This window comes from Amycolatopsis tucumanensis (genome assembly GCF_021654135.1).
GTDB classification, from domain to species: Bacteria; Actinomycetota; Actinomycetes; order Mycobacteriales; family Pseudonocardiaceae; genus Amycolatopsis_E; species Amycolatopsis_E tucumanensis.
Genome location: NZ_JAKGSD010000043.1, coordinates 19,672 through 42,639 on the forward strand (window position 1 = coordinate 19,672; position 22,968 = coordinate 42,639).

A 22,968-nucleotide genomic window follows, 5' to 3' on the forward strand; every position below is an offset into this window, starting at 1 on the left:
AGTGGTCTAGACGCAAGCGGACGCCCACCGGTGTCGCCGGTGGGCGTCCGCCTCGCGAGTGACTCGCTCATCAGTTACTCAGTGCAACCCGTTCTGGGGTGGCAGTCGATCGTCAGGAGATCGCGTTGATCGAGGTCAGCACCTTGTCCTGCAGGGACTGCGGGAGCGGCACGAAACCCTTCTCGGCGATCGGCTGCTGGGCGGTGGTGGCAGCCACGGTCAGGAACGCCTTCATCGCCTTGGCGGTGTCGGCGTCGTAGCCCTTCGAGCAGACGATCTCGTAGGTGGTCAGCAGCAGCGGGTACGCGCCCGGGGTGTTGCTGGCGTAGATGGCCTTGAGGTCCATGGCCAGGTCGTTGCTGCCCGGGGTGCGGAAGGTCGCGGCGTCGAGCGCCTTGGCCACGTTCTCCGGGGTCAGCTCGACGGCGCCGGAGCCGCTGTCCAGCTTGGCGGCGCTCAGGCCGTCCTTGACGTAGGACGACTCGATGTAGCCGATGGCGCCGTCGGCGGCGCGGATGCCGGAGGCGACACCGTTGGAGCCCTGGGCGCCGTTGCCGACGCCGCCCTTGAAGGCCTTGCCGGTGCCCTGCGTCCAGGCGCCCTTCGAGGCGGCCTCGAGGTAGGTCTGGAAGTTGTCGGTGGTGCCCGACTCGTCCGACCGCGAGAACACCTGGATCGGCTTGTCCGGCAGGTTGACGCCCGCGTTGAGGGCGGCGATGGCCGGGTCGTTCCACTTGGTGATCTGGCCGTTGAAGATCTTGGCCGTGACCTCGCCGTTCAGCGTGAGCGAGGAGACGCCGTCCAGCTTGTAGGCGATGGCCACCGGGCCGACGACCAGCGGCAGGTTCCAGGCCTCGCCGCCGGCGCAGCGCTCGTTGGCCTTGGTCTGCTCGTCGCCGGTCTTCAGCGGCGAGTCCGAGCCGCCGAAGTCGACCTGCTTCGCGGTGAACTGCTTGACGCCCGAGCCGGAGCCGGTCGCGTTGTAGTTCACGATCTGGCCGGCGCAAGCCTTGGTGTACTGCTGGGCGAAGATGTCCACCGCGGTCTTCTGGGCCGTCGAACCCTCGCCGGTGAGCGGAGACTTGCCACCGCACTCGACGTTCGCGGTCGCGGTCGGCGCGGTCGCCGCACCCGAGAGCTGGGTGTTGCCCGTCGACGCCGGGTCGGTGCCACAGGCCGCGAGCACGAGGGCAGCGCTCGCCGCGATGCCGAGAGCACCCATCGGCCGCATGATCTTCACTTCATGTCCTCCAGCTAGTGATAGCCATTCGTCGCAACCGGACATTAGGCAGCACGGGTGGACGCGCCCCTCTGTACAGGTGAACGCAAAGTGAACAAGGCCGCCAATGTGAGCGGGACTACTTCACCCGACCGGGTGCCGTGTCCGGGCCGTGACCTGCAGGTTCGCGATCCGTGATGAACCATTGGCGGAGGGTTAACGTAACGGAACGGTGATCACCGTTCGTACTGGACGTCGACCTCGTGGCGGGCGAAGCCGAGTCGCGAATAAACGGCGATCGCGGGCGCGTTGTCGCCTTCCACGTACAAGATCACCTGGGGCAGGCCGCGGTCCCGGAGGTACCGCAGGCCGGCCAGCGTCAGGGCCTTGCCCAGCCCGCCGCCCTGCGCGCCCGGGTCGACGCCGACGACGTACACCTCGCCGGTCTCCCGGCCGCCGAACCGGCGCGGGTTGGCCGGGTGCACCTTCGTCCAGTGGAAGCCGAGCAGCTTGCCCGTGCTGTCCTCGGCGAGGAAGAACCCGTCCGCGTCGAACCAGTCCGCCGACTCCTCGGCGCGCAGGTCGTCGACCGTGAGCCTGCCCTGCTCGGGGTGCCAGTCGAAGGCGCGGGCGTTGACCTCGATGACGGCCTGCTCGTCCCGGCCGGGCACGAAGGTGCGCAGCGAGACGCCCTCGGGCAGCCGGGGCTCGGGCCAGTCCGGGTCGACCGGGGTGTGCATGACCAGCAGCTCGCGGGCGCGCGAGAAGCCCGCTCGTTCGGCAAGGGCGGCGGCGCCGGGGTGGTCGCCGTGCGCCCAGATGCGCAGCGGAGCGTCGCCGGCGCGGTCGACGAGCGCGGACAGCACCTCGGTGCCCACACCCTGGCGCCGGTGGTCCGGCCGCACGATCAGCTCGGCCACCTGGCGGCCGAACGCGTCACCGGAGGTGTCCAGGTGCGCGTAGCCGGCGAGCACGCCGTCGGCGCGGGCCAGCAGGTGCGGCCCGGACGCGAACTCGCCCGGCAACGGCTCGCCGGGCGAGATGTCCGGTCGCCCGTCCACCTCGCGGGCGGCGAGCAGCAGCTCACGCACCTCGCGGGTGGTCGTCTCGTCCAGTTCGTCGACCCACACCACAGTCAGCACGGATTCACGCTATCCCTGATCAGGGGGTGGAGAACTCCGTGGACAGCTCGCCGGGCTCGAAGTTGAGCGAAGTCACGCCGGGCTTGGCGCCCGCCTTGGCGGGGCGCTCGAACTTGTAGCCGACGTTGCGCACGGTGCCGATCATCTGCTCGTGCTCGGGGCCGAGCTTGGCGCGCAGGCGCCGGACGTGCACGTCGACGGTGCGGGTGCCACCGAAGAAGTCGTAGCCCCAGACCTCCTGCAGCAGCTGGGCGCGGGTGAACACCCGGCCCGCGTGCTGCGCGAGGTACTTGAGCAGCTCGAACTCCTTGTAGGTGAGTTCGAGGGTGCGGCGGCGCAGCCGTGCGGTGTACGTCGCCTCGTCGATCACGAGGTCGCCGACGCGCAGCTCGGTGTCCACCTGGGTGGCGCCGCCGTCGCGGGTGGTCGCCAGCCGCAGCCGGGCGTCGACCTCGGCCGGGCCCGCGGTGGGGAGCAGGATGTCGTCGGTGCGCCACTCGGCGCTGACCGCGACGAGGCCGCCCTCGCCGATGACCGCGATGATCGGCGTGCTGCCCTCGTCCTCGCCGGTGCCCTTCAGCAGGCGGCAGAGGCTCTTGGCCGACGCGAGATCGGTGCGCGCGTCCAGCAGGATGACGTCCCGGTGGCCGGCGTCGAGCAGCGCGGTGACCTCCGGCGCCCGGACGCGTACCGTGTGCGGCAGCAGGTCGAGAGCTGGGAGGACTGCGGTGGCTTCCGCCTCGGAAGTGAGTACGAGCAGGTCCAGGCTCATCGCCACACCGCCTTCTTGCTAGTCCGTAGCCTTGAGCGCCCCTGGTCTTAGCGGACAAGACTAGCGGGTGAACAGGCGGAAACCACCTGCTCTGCAGCCACCGTCACACTGACGTCACACTGGTGACCCATAGCCTCGGGCTGTCCAGAAGCCGGACACGAGACAGATCGGACACGAAGAGTGAGCAGACCTGCGACCCAGGACCGAGCCGTGCCACCAGCGGGATCGCGCCGCCGTGGACGCCGAGCCCGCCGCATCGTCATCAGTCTCGTCGTGCTGCTCGCGCTCCTGGTCGGGGCCGATTTCGGGCTCGCCGCGTACGCCGAGCACACGGTGTCGCAGAAGGCCCGCGAGCAGCTGAAGCTGAGCGACGACCCGTCCGTGACGATCCACGGTTTCCCGTTCACCACGCAGGCGATCGGCGGCGACTACGGGCACATCTCACTGTCCGCGTCCGGGGTGCCGATCAAGGACCTGCAGGACGTCGGTGTGACGGCCGACCTCTACGACGTCACGGCGCCGCTGTCGGACCTGGTGAACGGCAACACCGACGCGATCGACATCGGACGCCTGGAGGCCCAGGTCACGATCAAGGCCAGCGACATCAACAAGGTGGACCCGCTGACCAAGGTCGACGACCTGCGGATCGAGCCGTCGAGCATCGAGTACGTGGAGACCGGCCAGGACGCCGAGAGCGGCACGGACAGCGGCTCCGGCGGCGACCAGCAGGGCCAGGACGGCACGACGGAGGAGGAGCAGGACAAGTCCAGGGCCGGCATCCGCATCTCCGGGTACGTGCAGATCGCGGGCCAGCAGCTGGAGATCTTCTGCTTCGCGATGATCGAACTGCACGGCACGGCGATCGACATCGTGCCCAAGCGGCTGCAGTACGGGAATGACAAGGAGACGACCGTTGTTCCCGAAGCTGTGCAGCAGGCCCTGCTGCCGAACTTCAAGGCCACGATCGACACCGGCAACCTCCCGTTCGAGGTCACCCCGACGGCGGTACAGGTGAACAGCGGTTCGGTCACCATCAAGGGCGAGGCCAAGAACGTGACGTTCAGCGGGGCGACCAGCTCTACCGGAGGGTGAGGCGCGGATGACGGGCGTGTGGGTCGTGCTCGGCACGCTGGTGGTCGCGGCGGTCGCCGGCGGGCTGCTCAAGGCGCGCAACGGTCGCGTCCGGGCGGCTCGCCGGGCGCCCGCGGCCGGGCTGCCCGAGCCGGTCGCGGCGGTGCTCGACACCGGCGCCCGCGTCACCCTGGTGCAGATCTCCACCACGTTCTGCACCCCGTGCCGGCACACCCGCGCCCTGCTCGGCCCGCTGGCCGAGCGCACCGACGGCCTGAACCACGTCGAGCTGGACGTGACGAACCAGCCGGAGGTCGCGCAGGCGCTGGGTGTGCTGCGCACGCCGACCACGATCGCCTACGACTCCGACGGCACCGAGCTGCTGCGAGTCGGCGGCGTGCCGAAGGCGCCCGCGCTGCTGGAGGCCCTCGCGCCGCACCTCCCGGCGCGGGTGACGGACTGACACGCCGCTGAGCTGGGCTGAGTGGGCCCTCGCGCCTTCCGGCGGGTGTGATCGGCTGACACGCCGCCGGCTGCGCTGAGAACGCCCACATGCCGCGCCGTCCGGCGCGGTTGGTGGAGAGACATGCCGCTGGGTGCGCTGAGGGTGCCCTCGCGCCGCATCTCCCGGCGAGGGTGGCGAGAGACATATCGCTGGCTGCGTTGAGGGTGTCCTCGCGCCGCACCTCCCGGCGGGTGTGGCGGATTGACTTGCCGCTGGCCGCGCTGCCGGTGGCCCTGGTACTGCACCTTCCGGCCCGCGTCGCGGAGCCACCTGCCGCTGGTCGGGCTGTTGGTGACCCTCGCGCCGCACCTCCCAGCGCGGTAACGGACTGCCACGCCACTGGCCTGCGCTGAGAACGCCCACGTGCCGCGCCGTCCGGCGCGGGTGGCGGAGTGACCTACCGCTGGCTGCGCTGAGGGGCCCTCGCGCCGCGCCTTCCGGCGGGTGTGACTGGATTGACACGCCCGCTGGCCGCGCTGTTGGAGGCCCTCGCGCCGCACCTCCCATCGCGGTAACGGACTGACACGCCACTGGCCTGCGCTGAGAACGCCCACGTGCCGCGCCGCCCGGCGCGGGTGGCGGAGTGACCTACCGCTGGCTGCGTTGAGGGTGCCCTCGCGCCGCGCCTTCCGGCGGGTGTGGCGGATTGACTTGCCGCTGGCCGCGCTGCTGGTGGCCCTGGTGCTGCACCTTCCGGCCCGCGTCGCGGAGCCACACGCCGCTGGCCGGGCTGTTGGTGACCCTCGCGCCGCACCTTCCGGCCCGCGCGACGGAGCGACAAGCCGCCGACCACGCTGCTCCCGGCCCCCACGCCGCCCCTCCCGGCGTGCGTGACCCAGTCACACACCGCTGACCTGGGCCGAATTTCTTTCTTGGATCGTGGGAATGCTCTCACTGGGTGGACGCCACTCCCACTTTCAGGGACGTCCGGGTAGCCTGACGCTCGTGTGCAGGCTGCCCCTCACTCTGCTGACGCAACGTCGCGCGGTCGACTTCTGCCGCGTGCGCAGCAGCCTGTGTCTGCCCTAGCGGGTCCGCCTCAGCCGTACCCGCTTCTCCCCCCGCCGGAAAAACCCATTCCGACGCGCGCTCACGCGCGCCCCGCCAGGGAGGTGACATGTCAGCAGGCCCAGCCGTAGACCCCCGTGGACCGCGCTTCGCGGCCGTCATCACGACCGTCGTGCTCGCGGTGGTCCTGATCACGGGCTGGTGGCCGTTGCTGGCCGTCCAGACGGTCGTGTTCGCGATCGGCGCGTTCATCGGGCTCAAGCCGGCCCCGTACTCGCTGCTCTACCGCTACCTCGTGGCGCCCCGGCTCGCGCCGACGTCCGAGCGGGAGGACGCGGCGCCGCTGCGGTTCGCCCAGGCGGTCGGGTTCGTGTTCGCGCTGGTCGGCACCATCGGCTACGCCACCGGGGTCACCGCGCTCGGCATCGTCGCGACGGCGTTCGCGCTGTTCGCGGCGTTCCTCAACGCGGCCTTCAACTTCTGCCTCGGCTGCGAGATGTACCTCCTGATCCGGCGCGTGGCGCCGAGCCAGGCTTCCTGACAGTCCACCCACGAGAAGAAGAAAGCGAGTAGTGCTCTCATGAGCCGTGAAGACGTCCTGGTCACCACGCAGTGGGCCGAGGAGAACCTGAACACCCCCGGCGTGGTCTTCGCCGAGGTGGACGAGGACACCACCGCCTACGACGGCGGCCACATCCGCGGCGCGGTCAAGATCGACTGGAAGACCGAGCTGCAGGACCCGGTCCGCCGCGACTTCGTCGACAAGGCGGGCTTCGAGGCCCTCCTGTCGGAGAAGGGCATCTCCAACGACGACCTGGTCGTCCTGTACGGCGGCAACAACAACTGGTTCGCCGCCTACGCGTACTGGTACTTCAAGCTGTACGGCCACGACAAGGTCAAGCTGCTCGACGGCGGCCGCAAGAAGTGGGAGCTGGACGGCCGCGAGCTGACCTCCGACGAGGTCAAGCGCGAGCGCACCAACTACGCCGCCAAGGAGCCGGACACCTCGATCCGCGCCTTCCGCGACGAGGTCGTCGACGCGATCGGCACCAAGAACCTGGTCGACGTCCGCTCGCCCGACGAGTTCTCCGGCAAGCTGCTGGCCCCGGCGCACCTGCCGCAGGAGTCGGCGCAGCGCGGCGGCCACATCCCGACGGCGCTGAACGTGCCGTGGGCCAAGACCGCGAACGAGGACGGCACCTTCAAGACCGCCGAGGAGCTCATTGAGCTCTACAACGAGGCGGGCCTGGACACGTCCAAGGCGACCATCGCCTACTGCCGCATCGGTGAGCGCTCCAGCCACACCTGGTTCGCGCTGCACGAGCTGATCGGGCTCGAGGACGTGAAGAACTACGACGGTTCGTGGACCGAGTACGGCTCGCTGGTCGGCGTGCCGATCGAAACCGGAACGGGGAAGTGACGATGAGTGCTGACGGTTGCGGCGCGCCGGTCCAGACGGCTACGCCCGCGGACATCGACACCAACGGTCAGGTCGTGGTGGCCGGCAAGGTCGTCGGCGGCGACGGCCCGGTCGGCGGCGCCTACGTGCGCCTGCTGAACGGTGACGGCGACTTCGCCGGCGAGGTCCAGGCCTCCCCGGAGGGCGACTTCCGGTTCTACGCCGCGCCCGGCGCCTGGACGGTGCGTGCCCTGCACCGCTCGGGCAACGGCGAAGCCTCGGTGACCGCCGAAGGCCCCGGCCTGCACCAGGTCGCGATCTCGGTCGGCTGATTCCACCCTCGACGGCCACCCCCGCGCACGCCGCGGGGGTGGCCGTCGTCGTACCCGGACGAACCCGGCGCCGGGCGTGGTGCTCACCACGCGGGTGCGGGGCGAGCGAACCCCCTGCCGGCGGCTATCCTGCTGGACGTGGAGATCCTGTTTACGACGCTGCTGGTGCTCGCCGGCATCGCGATCCTCTGGTTCACCGTGTACGTCGTCTACCGGCTGTACGCCGACCAGCGCTGACCGATGACATCCGGCGATGACGCCGTCGCAGCCGCCGCCGAACGGGCCGAGTCGACGCGCGGGCGCAACCTGCCGCAGTTCGACGACCTGCCGATCCCGGTGGACACCGCGAACCTGCGCGAGGGCGCGAACCTGAACGACGCCTGCCTGGCGCTGCTGCCGCTCGTCGGCGTGTGGCGCGGGGAGGGCGAGGTCAACTACCCGACCATCGAGGGTCCGCGGCGGATCGCGCAGCAGCTCACCATCGCGCACGACGGCCGCCCGTTCCTCTACCACGAGGCCCGGTCCTGGCTGCTCGACGACGACGGCAACGTGGTCCGCGCCGCCGCCCGCGAGGTCGGCTGGTGGCGCCCGCAGGCCGACGACACGATCGAGCTGCTGCTGGCCCACAACACCGGCATCATCGAGGTCTTCTACGGCAAGCCGCGCACCCAGACGTCCTGGGAGCTGGGCACCGACGCGGTCGTGCGCACCTCCACGGCCAAGGAGGTCACCGGCGCACAGCGGCTCTACGGCCTGGTCAACAACGGCGACCTCGGTTACGTCGAGGAGCGCGCGATGGTCGGCGAGCCCATGCAGCCGCACGTGTCCCTCTACCTGAAGCGCGTGGTCGGCTGACCTCGTGCGCTGGCTGCGCTACGGCCCGGACGCCGCGCTCGTCGAGTGCGAGTCGCTCGCCGAGATGAGCGCCGTCCGCGCCGCCGTGGTCGCCGCGGGACTGCCCGATCTGGTCGAGGTCGTGCCGGGGGCGCGCACGGTCCTGATCGCCGCCCGGCCGGGCACACGCGCGCTCGAGCAGGCCCGCAGGCTCGTGGAATCGGCCGACCTGGACGGCGGGGACGGCGGCGAGCCGCGGGAGATCACCATCGACGTCCGCTACGACGGCGAGGACCTCGACCTGGTCGCACGCACCGCGGGCATCACCGCCGCCGAGGTCGTCGAACTGCACACCGGCGCCACCTACACCGTCGCGTTCACCGGGTTCGCCCCCGGCTTCGGCTACCTCACCGGGCTGCCCGAACCGCTCCGCCAGTCGCGTTTGGACACTCCACGCACGCGCGTCCCGGCCGGGTCGGTCGCCATCGCGGGCGAGTTCACCGGCGTCTACCCGCGCTCGTCGCCCGGCGGGTGGCGCCTGCTCGGGCACACCGACGCCGTCCTGTTCGACAGCCGCGCCGAGCGGCCCGCCCTGCTCGCGCCCGGCGACCGCGTGCGGTTCCGGAGGATCGGGTGAGCCGCGCGCTGGAGGTCGTCGCGACCGGTCCGCTCGCGCTCGTGCAGGACCTCGGCCGCCCCGGGCACGCGCACCTCGGCGTGCCGCCGTCCGGCGCCCTCGACGTCCCGGCACTGCGGCTGGCGAACCGGCTCGTCGGCAACCCGGAGGGCGCGGCCGGGATCGAGGCGCTGCTCGGCGGGCTCACCGTGACGGCCCGCGCGTCCTGCACGGTCGCGGTCACCGGCCCGCCAGTCGCCGTCGCCGTCGACGGCCGCCCGGCGGGCTCGCACGTGCCGGTCCACCTCGCCGCCGGGCAGACCCTGACCATCGGGCGGCCGGACACCGGCCTGCGCTGCTACCTCGCCGTCTCCGGCGGCATCGACGTCGAACCCGAGCTGGGCAGCCGCTCGCGCGACGTGCTGTCCGAGATCGGGCCGCCGCCACTGGAGCCGGGTGACGTGATGCCGCTGGGCGCGCCTGCCGGGATCCCGGACGGCGCGGACACCGTCACCGCCCCGCCGAACCCGCCCGCCCTGGTCGTCCCGGTCGTGCTCGGCCCGCGCGACGACTGGTTCGGCGACGCCGCCCACCAGCTGTCCGTGCCGTGGACCGTGACCAGTGAGTCCAACCGCGTCGGCCTGCGCCTGGACGGTCCCGCGCTGCGGCGCACCGGCGCGCGCGAGGGCGAGGAACTGCCCAGCGAGGGCGTGATCACCGGCGCGATCCAGGTGCCGCCGAACGGCCTGCCGGTGGTGTTCCTCGCCGACCACCCGACCACCGGCGGCTACCCGGTGATCGCCGTCGTCGTGCCGCGGGCGCTGCCCGCGCTCGCGCAGGCCCGGCCGGGCACGACCATCCGCTTCCGCCCCTACGCGTAGAGGGCTTCGTAGGCCTGCGCCAGCTCGGCGTGGATCGCCGAGGAGTCGCGCAGCGGCTGGTGGTCCAGGGTGTGCACGCGGGTCAGCTTGCGCACCGACGACGCGAGGAACACCCCGTCGGCGGTGTGCAGGTCGGGCGTCCGGATCATCTCGATCTTGGTCGACCAGCCCGCCCGCTCGGCGGCGCGGAACACCGCCGCCTGCGTGGTGCCGGGCAGGATGCCGATGCCGGCCGGCGGCGTGTAGAGCGTCCCGCCGCGCGCCACGATCACGTTCGACGTCGGGCCCTCCAGGACGGAGTTCAAGTCGCTGGCGGTGAAGATCACGTCGTCCGCGCCGCGGCGGGCGGCCTCCCGCACGGCGGCCATGTTGACCGCGTAGGACAGCGACTTCGCGCCCAGCAGCAGCCACGGCGCGCGCTCGGCCAGCCCCGCGTCGATGCCGCGTTCCAGGGTCACCACGGCGACCCCCTCGTCGCGGGCGCGCAACACCTTCGGGTCGATTTCGATCCCGAGCGCGAAGGCCGTCGGCTCCCCCTCGGGGTCGGTGCCGCGGGTGTAGACGAGCTTCAGCGCGAACTCACGGCCGCCTGCCCAGTTGTCGATCACCGCCTGCGCGGCCCGCTGCCACGCCGCGTCGTCCGGCTCCGGCAGATCCAGCATGGACGCCGACCGCGCCATCCGGTCCAGGTGCGGGCGCAGCTCGCGTGCCTTGCCGTCGGCTACCAGGACCGTTTCGAAGACGCCGTCGCCGCGCATCAGGCCGAGGTCTTCGACCCGGATGTGCGGTTCGTCCGGATCGGCCAGGTTCCCGTTCAGGAAAGCGAGTACGCGCATGCGGTCACCGTACTCACCTAACATCGGGGTATGCCGCTCGTTTCTCCGCTCCTCGCCGCGCCGGGCGCCATCGCGCCGCCGGACGACCACCCCGAGCAGGGCGTGCCCTGGCACTGGGGCGACCCGTTCGCCGAGCAGCGCACCGCCGCGCGCAGCGTCGCCGTCGTCGACCGCTCGCACCGCGAGGTGCTGGAGGTGACCGGCCCGGAGCGGTTGTCCTGGCTGCACCTGGTGATCTCGCAGCACGTCACCGAGCTGGCCGAGGGCACCGGCACCGAGGCGCTGGTGCTGGACAGCCAGGGGCACGTCGACACCCACATGGTCCTCGCGCACGTCGGGGAGGCCGTGTACCTGGACACCGACCCGGGGCCGGAGGCGACCAGCGCGCTGCCCAAGGGCGGCAAGCAGACCCTGCGCGAGTACCTCGAAGCGATGAAGTTCTGGTCCCAGGTGGAGATCAAGGACGTCAGGGACGAGCTGGCGATCCTAACCGTGCTCGGCCCGGAGGCGGGCCGGGTGCTGTCCGCTTTGGACATCGAGCTGGGCGCCGAGCCGTACTCCGTCGTGCCGGTCGGCCGCGGCTTCGCCCGGCGCATGCCCTGGCCCGGACGGTCCAGCGTGGACCTGGCCGTGCCGCGCGACGAGCTGGCCGACTGGTGGCGCCGCATCACCGACGCGGGCGCGCGCCCGGCGGGCACGTGGGCGTTCGACGCGTTGCGGGTCGAGTCGCTGCGGCCGCGGCTGGGTGTGGACACCGACGCGAAGACGATCCCGCACGAGGTGAACTGGATCGGCAGCGCCGCGCACGTCGCCAAGGGCTGCTACCGCGGGCAGGAGACCGTGGCGAAGGTGTTCAACGTCGGCCGCCCGCCGCGCCGGATGGTGCTGCTGCACCTGGACGGCTCGCCGGAGATCTACCCGGAGACCGGGGACCCGGTGAAACTCGGCGACCGGGTCGTCGGGCGGGTCGGCAGCGTCGCGCAGCACCACGAGCTGGGCCCGATCGCGCTGGCCCTGGTCAAGCGGTCCGCGCCGGTGGACGCCGAGCTGCTCGCCGGGGACGAGGACCGGGTCGTGCAGGCCGCGGTCGACCCCGATTCGGTGCCCGCCGAGGGCGCCGCGCCGGGCCGGGAGGCCGCCGCTCGCCTGCGCGGGTGATAACGCACCCGCCCTGGCGCCGGGGCCCGGCATGGAGCACTATGTCCCGGTGATCGAAGTCCGGCCGGGCGGACGCCGTCGCATCGACCGTGTCCTGGACCCCGCCTACGTGCGGGGTCTCGCCGACCTGTCGCTCGGGCAGCTGCGTGAGCGCCGGGACGAGGCTGCCCAGGAGGAGACCGATCTCTCCTACCTGCGGCGGCTGCTGCACGCGCGGATCGACATCGTGCGGGCCGAGCAGGAGCGGCGGCGCTCCGGCGGCGAGAGCATCGTGGACCAGCTCGCCACGATCCTGTCCGACAACGCGCTGCGCCCGGCGCGCGGCTCGGGGCGGTACCAGCAGCTGGAGCCCTCCCGCGCCGGCGAGTACCGGCGCCAGGCCGAGGCGCTGGTGGGCAACGCCGACCTGACCGACGTGGGCGCGCTCTCGGACGAGAAGCTGGCCGCGACCCTCGACGACTACCGGGGCGAGGAGGCGTCGGTGTCGCAGCGCCGTCGCGAGGTGCAGGCCGTGGTGGACCAGCTGAACGCCGAGATCGCCGCCCGCTACGCGAAGGGCTCGGCCAACGTGGACGACCTGCTGGCCGCCGAACGCGCCGACGACGCCTGACGATCGCCCCGGTTCACCGGGGCGTCCCGCGGCCCGCAGCGACCACGACGGCGCCGGCAAGGTGGTCGCCGAGATCACCCGGGCCGGTGGCCGCACCGCCGCCGACGTGACCGACCCCGCCGGGGCCGACCGGCGGCAGATCACCGTGCACACCGTGGGCGACGTCGCCTACCGGGCCGGGGTGCCGCTGGGGCGGCCCGGCGAGCCCGACGACGTGGCCGCCTGGTTTCCGGCGACGTCCGGTTCGTCACCGCGGTGCGGTCGTCCTAGTTGAAGTGCTCCCGGGCCGCCAGCTCGCTCCAGTAGTCACGCAGGTCGGTGAACAGCTCGGCGATCTGCTCGACGTCGCCGGAGCGCAGGGCGTCCATGATGCTGTGCACCTCCTCCGCGCTGGTGTCCGACTCCAGCACCGGGTCGGCGATCAGCTGCACCAGCCCGCCGTAGTCCAGCTCGACCGCCGACGCCGGGTCGAAGTTCGTCAGCCACCGGGCGGTCTCCGCCAGGATCCGCGCCGGGCCGGAGTCGCCGAGGGTCTCCTCCACCAGCTCCCGCGCCTCGGCCACCCGCTGGGTCGCGTCGCCCATCGCCACGCGCCAGGAGACCTCGCGCTCCGGGTCGTCCGGGCCCGAGCCCAGGTTCAGCCTGCGGTGCTTGGGGTCGACCAGCGCGAACCACGGCAGCGGCACGGTCCAGGTGGTGGACAGGACGTGCACGGCGGCCTGCGGCAGATCACCGAGCGCCGAGCTGGCCCTGGCCTTCAGCTTCTCCTCGCTCACCCCGGTCGAGTCGATCACCGCGGCGTGCAGCGACGGGTGCGCGTCGCCGAGGAAGCTCACCAGCGCCGCGGCGGAGCGGGCCCGCACCTCCAGCGGGCACACGAGCGGGCCGGGCCCGACCTTCGCGCCGGTGTCGGTGGGCACCTCGGCCGGGTCGAGCACCAGCACGTCGGAACTCGGCAGCGCGCGCCCGCCGGGCAACTCGCCCGGCAGCAAACGGACGGGACTCGTGGTCTGTGACTTCAGCCACATGAGCTGTTCCCGCTCGGCGGCGGCCGCGCGGCTCAGCTGGGCCTGTTCGACGGCTTTGCGCAGCCCCGCGGGGGGAGGGTCGCCGAACGCGGACAGGGGCTCGTACACCCGGAGGTAGGCCACGAACGGTCGGAGCACCGTTGAATCGTGGCACGTCGCCGCCCGGTCGCGACCACCGACCGGCGCAATCCCCGACACTGTCGTGACAAGCACACGAAGCCACGTCGCATTGGACCCCTCGGACAGGGTACGGTGTCACCAGGAACCAATTGTCGAGACGATGCGGGGCCGCCGATTCCCCCGGCCGCCCCGTTCCCTGTGCGAGGGGGTCGAGCCATGGGGCGCGGCCGGGCCAAGGCCAAGCAGACGAAGGTGGCGCGAGAGCTCAAGTACAGCACTCCCGACACAGATTTCGCTGCGCTTCAGCGCGAGCTGTCAGGACAGTCCTCCAATTCTCATCCTCGTGAAGAGGACGAGAAGTACGAGGACCCGTACGACCCGTACGCCGACGAGTACGACGACTACCGTCGTTGACGTCTGACCAGCACACGAGGGTGGGTCCGGTCGTGACCGGAACCCGCCCTCGTGTGCTGTGTCATGCGTCGTCGGGCGCCGGAACTGGAGAGGTGCGATGGCGGACATCCAGCGAGTAGGCGTGGTCGGAGCCGGTTTGATGGGCTCCGGGATCGCCGAGGTGCACGCGCGTGCGGGTGCGGACGTGACGATCACCGAGGTGAACCAGCCGGCGCTCGACGCCGGTCGCGCGCGCATCGAGAAGTCGCTGCAACGCGCGGTAAAGGCGGGCAAGCTGAGCGCCGAGGACGCCGACGCGGCGCTCGGGCGGCTCACCTTCACCACCGACATCGCCTCCTTCGCCGACCGCGACCTCGTGATCGAGGCCGTGATCGAGCAGGAGCAGGCGAAGGTCGAGGTGTTCCGCTCGCTCGACAAGATCGTCGAGCGGCCGGACGCGGTGTTCGCCTCCAACACCTCATCCATCCCGATCATGAAGCTGGGCATGGCGACGAGCCGTCCGCAGCAGGTGATCGGCATCCACTTCTTCAACCCGGTCCCGGTGCTGCCGCTGGTCGAGCTGGTGCCGTCGCTGCTGACCGGTGAGGACACCGTGAAGCGCGCGGACGAGCACGTCACCGGCTCGCTCGGCAAGACCGTGATCCGGTCGCAGGACCGCGCCGGGTTCATCGTGAACGCGCTGCTCGTGCCGTACCTGCTGTCGGCGATCCGGATGATCGAGTCGGGCTTCGCCTCGGCCGAGGACATCGACCGCGGCATGGAGCTGGGCACCGCGCACCCGATGGGGCCGCTGCGCCTGTCCGACCTGATCGGTCTGGACACGATCAAGGCGATCGCGGAGTCGATGTACGAGGAGTTCAAGGAGCCCCTCTACTCGCCGCCGCCGCTGCTGCTGCGCATGGTCGACGCCGGGCTGCTGGGCAAGAAGAGCGGCCGCGGCTTCTACTCCTACTCCTGATCGTGGACGAACCGCTGCGCGTCGGGCTGGTCGGCGCGGGTCCATGGGCCCGCACCGTGCACGCGCCCGGCCTGGCCGACCACCCGTCGACGCGGTTGAGCGCGGTGTTCACGCGCCGCGAGGAGGCCGCGCGGGAGCTGGCGCAGCCGTACGACGCCGAGGTGTGCACCAGCCTGGACGACCTGCTCGGCCAGGTCGACGCCGTCGCCTTCGCGGTGCCGCCGTCGACGCAGGCCGAGCTGGCGGTCGAGGCGGCCAAGGCGGGCAAGCACGTCATCCTGGAGAAGCCGATCGCCGCGGACGTCGCGGGCGCCGAACGGCTGGCCGACGCCGTGGACGGCGCGGGCGTGGCGAGCCTGGTGATGCTGACCCTGCGCTACGCCACCGCGACGCGGGACTGGCTGGCCGGTCTCGCCGCGGCTGGCGGTTGGAGCGGCGGTGGCGTGCGGTGGTTGTCCGGCGGTCTGCTTGGCGGCGCGTACGCGGCTTCGCCGTGGCGGCAGGCGGACGGCGGCACGCTGGCCGACGTCGGGCCGCACGCCTTCGACCTGCTCGACGCCGCGCTCGGCACGATCGAGCGGGTGCGCTCGGCGCATCGCGGGCCGAGCGACCTGTGGCACGTGGTGTTCGAGCACGCGGGTGGCGCGCTGAGCTCGGCGACGTTGTCGTTGCGGTTGCCGATGCGGCCGACGGTCGTCGAGTTCGCGGTCTACGGCGAGCACGGCTACCGCACGCTGGGCCGCAAGGAGGGCGGCGCCGCCCAGTCCTACACCGCGATGCTGGACGACTTCGCGGCGATGGTCGACACCGGCACCACCTCCCACCCGTGCGACGTGCACCGCGGCCTGCACATCCAGCGGCTGCTGGAAAGCGCCCTGTCACTCGCGCGCTGACACACGATCCGGACCTGCCGTTTTCCCGTCACGATCATCGGCGGTCCGTCCGCCCTGTTCGCGTGGCGGTTCCCGGCCTGCCGGCGGAGCCCGCCGCGTCAGTCCGCGCCCGGCAAGCGCCCGGTGGGGGTCTGAGGCTCCCCGGCCATCGCGGCGACGCGTTCGGCGAGCCGGGCCGCGGCCTCGCGCAGCTGCGGCGGTTCGAGGATCTCCGCCTCGTAGCCCAGCCGGGCCACGTGCACGGCCAGCCAGTCCAGCTGGTCACCGCCCGCGACGAGCAGGCACCACCCGTCCCGGTCCTCCTCGACGCGCCCGACCTGCGGCGGCACCAGGTCCCGCACCTCCTCGGCGCTGGCCCGCAGCCGCACCTTGGCGAGGTAGCGGTACGGCGCGGCGCTGACCGACCGCTGCACGTACGCCACCGGGTCGGGGTGCTCCCGCGGTCGGAAGCGCCAGGTCGTCGCCGTCACCTCGCGCATCCGGTCCAGCCGGAAGGTGCGCCAGTCGTCGCGGTCGAGGTCCCAGGCCATCAGGTACCAGCGGCGGTTTGTGGCGACCATGCGCACCGGCTCGACCGTGCGCTCCAGGTCCTCGCTGCCCCGGCTGGAGTACCGGAACCGCACCCGCACCGCGTCCCGGCACGCGCGGGCGAGCGTGACCAGCAGTTCCGCGTCGATCTCGATGCCGGCCACCAGCGTTTCGGTGGCGCCGTGCACCGCCCGCACCTCGGCACGCAGCCGGGGTGGCATGACCTGGTCGAGCTTCGCGAGCGCCCGCAGTGCCGCGTCACCTGCCCCGGCGACCGTGCCGCCGGAGGCCAGCCGGAGCGACACGGCGGTCGCGATGGCCTCTTCGTCGTCGAGGAGCAGCGGCGGCAGCCGGGTGCCCGCGCCGAGCTGGTAACCGCCGCCGACACCCGCGGTGGCGTGCACCGGGTAGCCGACCGCGCGCAGCCGTTCGACGTCACGCCGCACCGAGCGATCGGTGACGCCCAGCTCGGCCGCGAGTTCGGCGGCGGTCCAGGACGGCCGCCGCTGCAGCAGCGCCAGCAGCCGCAACACCCGCTCGACGGTGGCTTCCACGCTCATGCCGGAATGGTTCCACAGATCGCGGAAGGAACCTGTCCGCTATTGGTTGCATGCTGTCGCCATGAACCTCAACCGACTGCTCCGCGACCAGATCGACTGGCACTGGACCCACCAGCTGCGTGACCGCCTCGCCGGCCTCACCGACGACGAGTACTTCTGGGAGCCCGCGCCGGACAGCTGGAACGTGCGCCCGCGTGGCACCGGCACCGCGCCGCTGCAGGCCGGGTCCGGGTCGGTGACCATCGACTTCGCGTTCCCGGAACCCGACCCGGCCCCGATCACGACGATCGCCTGGCGCCTCGGGCACGTGATCGTCGGCGTGCTCGCGATGCGCAACGCCGCCCACTTCGGCCGCACCCCCACCGATTACCAGTCGTTCAAGTACGCGCCGACCGCCGCCGAGGCGCTCGCCCAGCTCGACGCCGAGTACGCGATGTGGATGAAGGGTGTGGAGTCGCTCGGCGAAGAGGGCCTCGCGCGCCCGTGCGGCGAGGCCGAGGGGCCGTACGCCGAGTGGCCGATGGCCGCGCTGGTCCTGCACATCAACCGCGAGCTGATCCACCACCTGTCCGAAGTGTCGCTGCTGCGCGACCTGTACCTGCACACCCGGATCCGCCAGGAGGCGAACTGACATGGCCCGCGAAATCCAGGTCACCTTCGACTGCGCCGACCCGGCCGCGGTCTCCGCGTTCTGGGCCGAGGCGCTCGGCTACGAGCTGCAGGCCCCGCCCGCCGGGTTCGACTCGTGGGAACAGGCGCTGGAGGCGATGGGCGTGCCACCGGAGCGGCGCAACGACGCGTCCGCTGTGGTTGACCCGGACGGCAAGGGCCCGCGGCTGTTCTTCCAGAAGGTGCCGGAGGGCAAGACGGTGAAGAACCGGGTGCACCTCGACGTGCGCGCGGCCCCCGGCCTCCAGGGCGACGAGCGGATGGCAGCGCTGGAAGCGGAAGCCGAACGACTGACCACCCACGGCGCGAAGCGGATCCACCGCCACGAGCCCGCGCCGCCGATGGCGTTCGGGCACATCGTCATGGCCGACATCGAGGGCAACGAGTTCTGCCTGGACTGAGTGCTGGACGAGTTCGCCCGGGCAGCGGGTGCTCGCGGTCGCCGGGCGCCGGCCGTGACGCGGGACGGGCGAGCCGGACCCTAATACTCGAACCTTCCGCGACGGCCGCGCTTGACGTCGCCCCGGCGCTTCTTCTCCGCCAGCCGTCGCTCCTTGGCACCACGCGACGGCTTGGTGGGGCGGCGCGGCGGCGGGGGTGGCGCGGCCGCCGCGCGCAGGACCGCGACCAGCCGCTCGCGGGCGGCTTCGCGGTTGGCCAGCTGCGCGCGGTGCTCGCCGGCCGCGATCGTCAGCACCCCGTCGACCAGGCGCGACCGCAACCGCTCCAGCAGCCGCGGCCGCAGGTCGTCCGGGATGGACGGCGACCCGGCCACGTCGAACGACAGCTCGACCCGCGAGTCCGTGGTGTTCACGCCCTGACCGCCCGGCCCGGACGAGCGGGAGAACCGTTCGCGCAGCTCGGCGGCCGGGATCACCAGCCGCCGGGAAACCTGCAGGTCAGAACCGGGGGTGGTCACCGGTCAGCACCGCGCGCGGGGCCTCGGTGTCCTCGGTCGTGCGGATCTCGCCCAGCACCCACGCCGGCACGTGCCGCGCGGTCAGCACGGCCAGCGCCCGGTCGACGTCCTCGGACCCGACCACCGCGACCATGCCGACGCCCATGTTGAACGTCTTCTCCATCTCGGCCCGCTCGACCTTGCCGCGCTGCTGGATCAACGCGAACACCGGCGCGGGCGTCCAGGTGCTGCGCTCCAGCTCGGCGCGCAACCCGGCCGGGATGACCCGCGCCAGGTTGGCCTCCAGCCCGCCGCCGGTGATGTGCGCGAACGTGCGCACGTCGGCCTCGGCGGCCAGCGCCAGGCAGTCCTTCGCGTAGATCCGGGTGGGCTCGAGCATCTCCTCGCCGAGGGTGCGGCCGAACTCCTCGACGTGCCCCTCCAGCGGCATCCGCGCGATCTCCAGCAGCACGTGCCTGGCCAGCGAGTAACCGTTGGAGTGCAGCCCGGACGCGCCCATGCCGATGACCACGTCACCGGGGCGCACCCGCTCCGGCCCGAGCACCTCGGACGCCTCGACCACGCCGACCCCAGTGGCCGAGATGTCGTAGTCGTGCTCGCCCATCAGGCCGGGGTGCTCGGCGGTCTCGCCGCCCAGCAGCGCGCAGCCCGCCTGGACGCAGCCCTCGGCGATGCCCGCGACCAGCGCGGCGATCTTCTTCGGCACGACCCGGCCGACGGCGATGTAGTCCTGCAGGAACAGCGGCTCGGCGCCGGTGACGACCAGGTCGTCCACGACCATCGCGACGAGGTCGATGCCGACCGTGTCGTGCTTGTCGAGCGCCTGGGCGACCGCGATCTTCGTGCCGACGCCGTCGGTGGACGACGCGAGCACCGGCTCCTTCCACCGGTCCAGCTTGAGGGAGAACAACCCGGCGAACCCGCCGACCCCGCCAAGCACCTCGGGCCTGCTCGCGCGCTCCGCGTGCGGTTTCAGCAGCTCGACCGCCTGGTCACCGGCTTCGATGTCGACGCCGGCTGCGGCATAGGTTGCGCTCGTGGACTCGCTCACGGCAAGCGGACTCCTGAACTCGACTGGACTCACGGACGCCGGACGGCATCCTCAGCACCGTACCCGGCCTGGGTGACGGTCCTGGCATCCGCCGGGTCGAGCCCTTCCAGCACGTACTTGCCGATCAGCGCGTCGTCGGGCAGCGGGATCGGGTACTGGCCGTCGAAGCAGGCCGTGCACAGCCGGGTCTTCGGCTGCTCGGACGCGGCGACCAGGCTGTCCAGCGACACGTAGCCCAGCGAGTCCGCCCCGATGAGGCGGCGGATGCCCTCCAGGTCGGCGCCGTTGGCCACCAGCTCGGCCCGGGAGGCGAAGTCGATGCCGTAGAAGCACGGCCAGCGCACCGGCGGCGACGCGATCCGGACGTGCACCTCGAGCGCGCCGGCCTCGCGCAGCATCCGCACCAGGGCGCGCTGGGTGTTGCCGCGGACGATCGAGTCGTCCACCACGACCAGCCGCTTGCCGCGGATCACGTCGCGCAGCGGGTTGAGCTTGAGGCGGATGCCCAGCTGGCGGATGGTCTGCGAGGGCTGGATGAACGTGCGGCCGACGTAGCCGTTCTTGACCAGGCCCTGGCCGTACGGGATGCCGCTGGCCTGCGCGTACCCGATCGCCGCGGGCGTGCCGGACTCCGGCACCGGGATGACCAGGTCGGCCTCCACCGGGTTCTCCGCGGCCAGCCGCTTGCCGATGTCCACGCGGGTGGCGTGCACACTGCGTCCGGCGATGGAGGTGTCCGGGCGGGCCAGGTAGACGTACTCGAACACGCAGCCCTTGGGCTCCGGGCTCGCGAAGCGCGAGGACCGCAGGCCTTCGGCGTCGATGGCGATCAGCTCGCCCGGCTCGACCTCGCGGACGAACGACGCGCCGACGATGTCCAGCGCCGCGGTCTCGCTCGCGACGACCCAGCCGCGCTCCAGCCTGCCCAGCACCAGCGGGCGCACGCCGTGCGGGTCGCGGGCGGCGTACAGCGTCGACTCGTCGGCGAAGACCAGGCAGAACGCGCCGCGCAGGGTGGGCAGCAGGTCCAGCGCGGCGGCCTCGGTGCCCTTGTCCGCGGCGGCGTCCGCGAGCAGGCCGACGACCAGGTCGGAGTCGCTGGAGGAGCCGGTCAGCTCGCGGTGCGGTTTGAGGCCCGCGGCGCGGGTGCGGTCCCGCAGCTCGGCGGTGTTGACCAGGTTGCCGTTGTGGGCGAAGGAGATGCCGCTGCCGGTCGCCGTGTGGCGGAACATCGGCTGGGCGTTCTCCCAGGTCGAGGACCCGGTGGTGGAGTAGCGGCAGTGGCCGACCGCGATGTGCCCCTGCAGCGAGGAGAGCACCTGCTCGTCGAACACCTGGCTGACCAGTCCGAGGTCCTTGAAGACCACGATCTGCTTGCCGTCCGAGACCGAGATGCCGGCGGCTTCTTGCCCACGGTGCTGGAGCGCGTACAGGCCGTAATAGGCCATCTTCGCGACTTCTTCACCGGGGGCCCAGACACCGAAGACACCGCACTCTTCTCGCGGTTCGCGCTCGGGCTGGTCGTCGATGTGGTGGGAAACCACGAAAGTGCTCCCTGGAGACGAGGGCAGGCCTACTCAAGTGTAGGTCGTGGACGATCGAAGTGACGCCCAGTGGTCAGTGGCGCTGGCCACTGACCACTGGGCGCCGACTCCCCCTCACGGGAGCGGCTCGCGGGTCAGCTCGCGGCGAGCCAGGTGGAGCGGCCGGTGCCGGTGGGCACCCAGCAGCCGCCGCGACCGGCCGAATCGTCCGACGGCGCCGCGGCATCGTCCGGCAGGGCGAGCAGTTCGTCCAGCACCGGAGCGGCCTCGCCCGTGGTGCGCCACAGCACCGTCCGCGGGGCGAGCACGTCGTCCTCGTCGCCGGGGATGCGGGTGGCGACCACGTCGTCCTCGGCGTTGAGGCGGACGACGTCGATCACCGCGTCGTGCGCGCGGACGCCGACCACCGCGATCACGGCGCCCTTCGCGTCGCGCGGGTGCACGAACTGGTATCCGCGGGCGATCAGGTCCTGCAGCAGGTCGTCGACGGACTTGGCCGTGTCAGTTGAGGACATCGTCGAACTCGCCGTCCTTCGCCCCCGCGACGAACGCGGCCCATTCGTCGCGGGTGTAGATGAGCGCGGGGCCTTCGGGGTAGCGGGAGTTTCTGACGGCGTACCGGTCCGTGGACAGCTGGGCGAACTCGACGCAGTTGCCGTTGGCTCCGCTGCGTGCGCTCTTGCGCCAGGACGCGCCGGTGAGGGCGCCGGCGGGCATGCCATTCACGAACTGCTCAGCCATACTTCCCCAACCTTCCGGGTCAGTGCATCTGCGCGGTGCAAATGCACGTGCACTGGCCTTGTGGCGATCACGCTACCACTGGTTACTGCACGGGTAAATGCACGTGCACGGCCGAGAGTAATCCCAGATCGGAGGGTGAGGAATGGTGCGGGGCGTGTAATTCGATCGGGTGACAAAAACTGGCCTGGATGGCCTCGTTGCGACTACTCGTCGTCACCCATTTCGCCTAAAGCTCTTCCCGCTTCTTCAACAGCATCTGCCGCGTCCGATCGGGTGTTTCCGCGTCGACGGCGAGCCGGTCGAAGGCGCGGCCGTAGACCTCCAGGTCCTCCGGCTTCTCCAGGTACTGCGCGCCGTTGAGGTGCTCGACGTAGGCGATGTTCGGCAGGTCCGGCTCGGCGAACTGCAGCAGCGAGAAGGCGCTTTCCGCGGCGAACCCGCTCATGTCGAACGGGATGACCTGGATGGTCACGTTGGGCAGCTCGATGAGCTCCAGCAGGTGGCTGATCTGCTGCTTCAGGACACCGGCGCCGCCGAACGGGCGCTCCAGCACGGCCTCGTCGAGCACCGCCCACAGCCGCGGCGGCTTCGGCCCGGTGAGCAGCTTCTGGCGGCGCATCCGCAGGCCCACCTTGCGCTCGACGCCCTCGTCCCGGCTGTCCGGGTCGCCGTGGCTGATCACCGCACGCGCGTAGCGCTCGGTCTGCAGCAGGCCGGGCACGAACATCAGCTCGTACGTGCGGATCCGGGAGGCCGCCTCCTCCAGGCCGATGTAGTTGTCGAACCAGCCGGGCACGAGGTCGTTGTAGGGGTGCCACCAGCCGGGCTGGTTGGACTCCTTGACCATCTTGACGGCCCACTCCCGCTCGGTGGGGTCGTGGACGCCGTACATGGTCAGCAGGTCGGTGACGTCGCGTTCCTTGAAGCCGACGCGGCCCAGCTCCATCCGGCTGATCTTCGACTCGGACGCGCGGATCTCCCACGCCGCCTTGGCGCGTGTGATGCCGGCTTTTTCGCGCAGGCGGCGGAGCTGGGTGCCGAGGATCATCCGCCGAGCCGTCGGGCCGGTGGCCTGTTCGGAGCCGGGGAGGTCGATGGGAGCCATCAAAGACCCTTCCTCGCAGAAATCACCAGTCATCCAACTTACAGCGCGGTGGGCC

The 22,968-nt window shown here is 71.7% G+C and carries 28 protein-coding genes; 16 read left to right on the forward strand and 12 right to left on the reverse strand.

The features are described 5' to 3' along the window. Nucleotides 1-112: 112 nt before the first annotated feature. The 3 genes from pstS to L2C96_RS32020 form a co-directional block, all read right to left on the reverse strand. The gene (gene pstS / locus L2C96_RS32010; RefSeq protein WP_020421440.1) at nt 113-1,240 is read right to left on the reverse strand and encodes a phosphate ABC transporter substrate-binding protein PstS; all 1,128 of its coding nucleotides are present in this window, start codon (nt 1,238-1,240) and stop codon (nt 113-115) included. Nucleotides 1,241-1,455: 215 nt separating this feature from the next. Beyond that, nucleotides 1,456-2,361: a mycothiol synthase gene (mshD, locus tag L2C96_RS32015; RefSeq protein ID WP_237338862.1), complete on the reverse strand. Its 906-nt coding sequence runs from the start codon at nt 2,359-2,361 to the stop codon at nt 1,456-1,458. A 19-nt stretch (nt 2,362-2,380) separates the two neighbouring features. Next, complete coding sequence (locus L2C96_RS32020) at nt 2,381-3,133, reverse strand: winged helix-turn-helix transcriptional regulator (protein WP_020421438.1); 753 nt, start codon at nt 3,131-3,133, stop codon at nt 2,381-2,383. 210 nt (nt 3,134-3,343) lie between these two features. Between L2C96_RS32020 and L2C96_RS32025 the strand changes: the two genes are divergently transcribed. The 8 genes from L2C96_RS32025 to L2C96_RS32060 all read left to right on the forward strand — a co-directional run bounded on the left by L2C96_RS32025 (nt 3,344) and on the right by L2C96_RS32060 (nt 9,779). Then, nucleotides 3,344-4,225 (forward strand): LmeA family phospholipid-binding protein, encoded by an 882-nt coding sequence (locus L2C96_RS32025; protein WP_237338863.1) that lies wholly within the window; start codon nt 3,344-3,346, stop codon nt 4,223-4,225. Between the two features lie 7 nt (nt 4,226-4,232). Further along, on the forward strand, nt 4,233-4,667 hold the full coding sequence (locus L2C96_RS32030; protein WP_020421436.1) for a TlpA family protein disulfide reductase: 435 nt from the start codon (nt 4,233-4,235) through the stop codon (nt 4,665-4,667). A gap of 1,159 nt (nt 4,668-5,826) precedes the next feature. Next, nucleotides 5,827-6,258, forward strand: a complete 432-nt coding sequence (locus L2C96_RS32035; RefSeq protein ID WP_237338864.1) for a DUF4395 domain-containing protein — start codon at nt 5,827-5,829, stop codon at nt 6,256-6,258. 39 nt (nt 6,259-6,297) lie between these two features. Next, complete coding sequence (locus L2C96_RS32040) at nt 6,298-7,137, forward strand: sulfurtransferase (protein ID WP_237338865.1); 840 nt, start codon at nt 6,298-6,300, stop codon at nt 7,135-7,137. 2 nt (nt 7,138-7,139) lie between these two features. Then, nucleotides 7,140-7,448 carry a DUF1416 domain-containing protein gene (locus L2C96_RS32045; RefSeq protein ID WP_026153631.1) on the forward strand — a complete coding sequence of 103 codons (309 nt, stop codon included), beginning with the start codon at nt 7,140-7,142 and terminating at the stop codon, nt 7,446-7,448. 240 nt (nt 7,449-7,688) lie between these two features. Beyond that, nucleotides 7,689-8,303, forward strand: coding sequence for a heme-binding beta-barrel domain-containing protein (locus L2C96_RS32050; protein ID WP_020421433.1), 615 nt, complete (start codon nt 7,689-7,691; stop codon nt 8,301-8,303). A 4-nt stretch (nt 8,304-8,307) separates the two neighbouring features. Further along, a complete protein-coding gene (gene pxpB, locus L2C96_RS32055; RefSeq protein ID WP_020421432.1) occupies nt 8,308-8,919 on the forward strand; it encodes a 5-oxoprolinase subunit PxpB in 612 nt (203 codons plus the stop codon). Then, nucleotides 8,916-9,779: a 5-oxoprolinase subunit C family protein gene (locus L2C96_RS32060; RefSeq protein WP_237338866.1), complete on the forward strand. Its 864-nt coding sequence runs from the start codon at nt 8,916-8,918 to the stop codon at nt 9,777-9,779. Before pxpB ends, L2C96_RS32060 begins: the two co-directional genes overlap by 4 nt. On the opposite strand, the gene L2C96_RS32065 is transcribed toward L2C96_RS32060, so the two are convergent. Continuing rightward, nucleotides 9,770-10,615, reverse strand: coding sequence for an aminodeoxychorismate lyase (locus L2C96_RS32065; protein ID WP_237338867.1), 846 nt, complete (start codon nt 10,613-10,615; stop codon nt 9,770-9,772). The genes L2C96_RS32060 and L2C96_RS32065 overlap by 10 nt on opposite strands. A gap of 30 nt (nt 10,616-10,645) precedes the next feature. Here L2C96_RS32065 and ygfZ point away from each other — a divergent pair, with 30 nt between their 5' ends. The 3 genes from ygfZ (at nt 10,646) to L2C96_RS32080 (ending at nt 12,657) form a co-directional block, all read left to right on the forward strand. Continuing rightward, the gene (ygfZ, locus tag L2C96_RS32070) at nt 10,646-11,773 is read left to right on the forward strand and encodes a CAF17-like 4Fe-4S cluster assembly/insertion protein YgfZ (protein WP_237338868.1); all 1,128 of its coding nucleotides are present in this window, start codon (nt 10,646-10,648) and stop codon (nt 11,771-11,773) included. Between the two features lie 49 nt (nt 11,774-11,822). Next, nucleotides 11,823-12,383 carry an RsiG family protein gene (locus tag L2C96_RS32075; protein ID WP_027936357.1) on the forward strand — a complete coding sequence of 187 codons (561 nt, stop codon included), beginning with the start codon at nt 11,823-11,825 and terminating at the stop codon, nt 12,381-12,383. 61 nt (nt 12,384-12,444) lie between these two features. Then, a complete protein-coding gene (locus L2C96_RS32080) occupies nt 12,445-12,657 on the forward strand; it encodes a hypothetical protein (RefSeq protein WP_237338869.1) in 213 nt (70 codons plus the stop codon). Here L2C96_RS32080 and L2C96_RS32085 read toward each other — a convergent pair. Then, nucleotides 12,650-13,549 (reverse strand): DUF8083 family protein, encoded by a 900-nt coding sequence (locus tag L2C96_RS32085; RefSeq protein ID WP_020421426.1) that lies wholly within the window; start codon nt 13,547-13,549, stop codon nt 12,650-12,652. The two genes, L2C96_RS32080 and L2C96_RS32085, sit on opposite strands and share 8 nt — an antisense overlap. 198 nt (nt 13,550-13,747) lie before the next feature. Here L2C96_RS32085 and L2C96_RS32090 point away from each other — a divergent pair, with 198 nt between their 5' ends. The 3 genes from L2C96_RS32090 to L2C96_RS32100 all read left to right on the forward strand — a co-directional run bounded on the left by L2C96_RS32090 (nt 13,748) and on the right by L2C96_RS32100 (nt 15,796). Beyond that, on the forward strand, nt 13,748-13,945 hold the full coding sequence (locus L2C96_RS32090) for a DUF3073 domain-containing protein (protein ID WP_017985773.1): 198 nt from the start codon (nt 13,748-13,750) through the stop codon (nt 13,943-13,945). Between the two features lie 97 nt (nt 13,946-14,042). Then, nucleotides 14,043-14,903 carry a 3-hydroxybutyryl-CoA dehydrogenase gene (locus L2C96_RS32095; RefSeq protein WP_084022707.1) on the forward strand — a complete coding sequence of 287 codons (861 nt, stop codon included), beginning with the start codon at nt 14,043-14,045 and terminating at the stop codon, nt 14,901-14,903. 2 nt (nt 14,904-14,905) lie between these two features. Beyond that, nucleotides 14,906-15,796, forward strand: a complete 891-nt coding sequence (locus tag L2C96_RS32100) for a Gfo/Idh/MocA family protein (RefSeq protein ID WP_237338870.1) — start codon at nt 14,906-14,908, stop codon at nt 15,794-15,796. A 98-nt stretch (nt 15,797-15,894) separates the two neighbouring features. Here the strand turns inward: L2C96_RS32100 and L2C96_RS32105 are convergent, their stop codons facing one another. Beyond that, nucleotides 15,895-16,884, reverse strand: a complete 990-nt coding sequence (locus L2C96_RS32105) for a helix-turn-helix transcriptional regulator (protein ID WP_237338871.1) — start codon at nt 16,882-16,884, stop codon at nt 15,895-15,897. Between the two features lie 61 nt (nt 16,885-16,945). Here L2C96_RS32105 and L2C96_RS32110 point away from each other — a divergent pair, with 61 nt between their 5' ends. Together L2C96_RS32110 and L2C96_RS32115 are read left to right on the forward strand one after the other, a co-directional pair. After that, nucleotides 16,946-17,515 carry a DinB family protein gene (locus L2C96_RS32110; RefSeq protein ID WP_237338872.1) on the forward strand — a complete coding sequence of 190 codons (570 nt, stop codon included), beginning with the start codon at nt 16,946-16,948 and terminating at the stop codon, nt 17,513-17,515. Between the two features lies 1 nt (nt 17,516). After that, nucleotides 17,517-17,954: a VOC family protein gene (locus L2C96_RS32115; RefSeq protein WP_237338873.1), complete on the forward strand. Its 438-nt coding sequence runs from the start codon at nt 17,517-17,519 to the stop codon at nt 17,952-17,954. An 80-nt stretch (nt 17,955-18,034) separates the two neighbouring features. Here L2C96_RS32115 and arfB read toward each other — a convergent pair whose 3' ends face one another. The 6 genes from arfB to L2C96_RS32145 all read right to left on the reverse strand — a co-directional run bounded on the left by arfB (nt 18,035) and on the right by L2C96_RS32145 (nt 22,913). Next, complete coding sequence (gene arfB / locus L2C96_RS32120; protein WP_237338874.1) at nt 18,035-18,472, reverse strand: alternative ribosome rescue aminoacyl-tRNA hydrolase ArfB; 438 nt, start codon at nt 18,470-18,472, stop codon at nt 18,035-18,037. Next, a complete protein-coding gene (purM, locus tag L2C96_RS32125) occupies nt 18,453-19,523 on the reverse strand; it encodes a phosphoribosylformylglycinamidine cyclo-ligase (RefSeq protein ID WP_237338875.1) in 1,071 nt (356 codons plus the stop codon). Before purM ends, arfB begins: the two co-directional genes overlap by 20 nt. A 29-nt stretch (nt 19,524-19,552) precedes the next feature. Further along, a complete protein-coding gene (gene purF / locus L2C96_RS32130) occupies nt 19,553-21,067 on the reverse strand; it encodes an amidophosphoribosyltransferase (protein ID WP_020421419.1) in 1,515 nt (504 codons plus the stop codon). A 134-nt stretch (nt 21,068-21,201) separates the two neighbouring features. Next, nucleotides 21,202-21,582, reverse strand: coding sequence for a hypothetical protein (locus L2C96_RS32135; RefSeq protein ID WP_237338876.1), 381 nt, complete (start codon nt 21,580-21,582; stop codon nt 21,202-21,204). Further along, nucleotides 21,569-21,808 carry a DUF397 domain-containing protein gene (locus L2C96_RS32140; RefSeq protein ID WP_020421417.1) on the reverse strand — a complete coding sequence of 80 codons (240 nt, stop codon included), beginning with the start codon at nt 21,806-21,808 and terminating at the stop codon, nt 21,569-21,571. The genes L2C96_RS32135 and L2C96_RS32140 overlap by 14 nt, the downstream gene beginning before the upstream one ends. Before the next feature lie 226 nt (nt 21,809-22,034). Then, entirely contained in the window at nt 22,035-22,913 is an 879-nt protein-coding gene (locus L2C96_RS32145) for a Sco1979 family transcriptional regulator (RefSeq protein WP_020421416.1), read from the reverse strand. Nucleotides 22,914-22,968 lie beyond the last annotated feature (55 nt).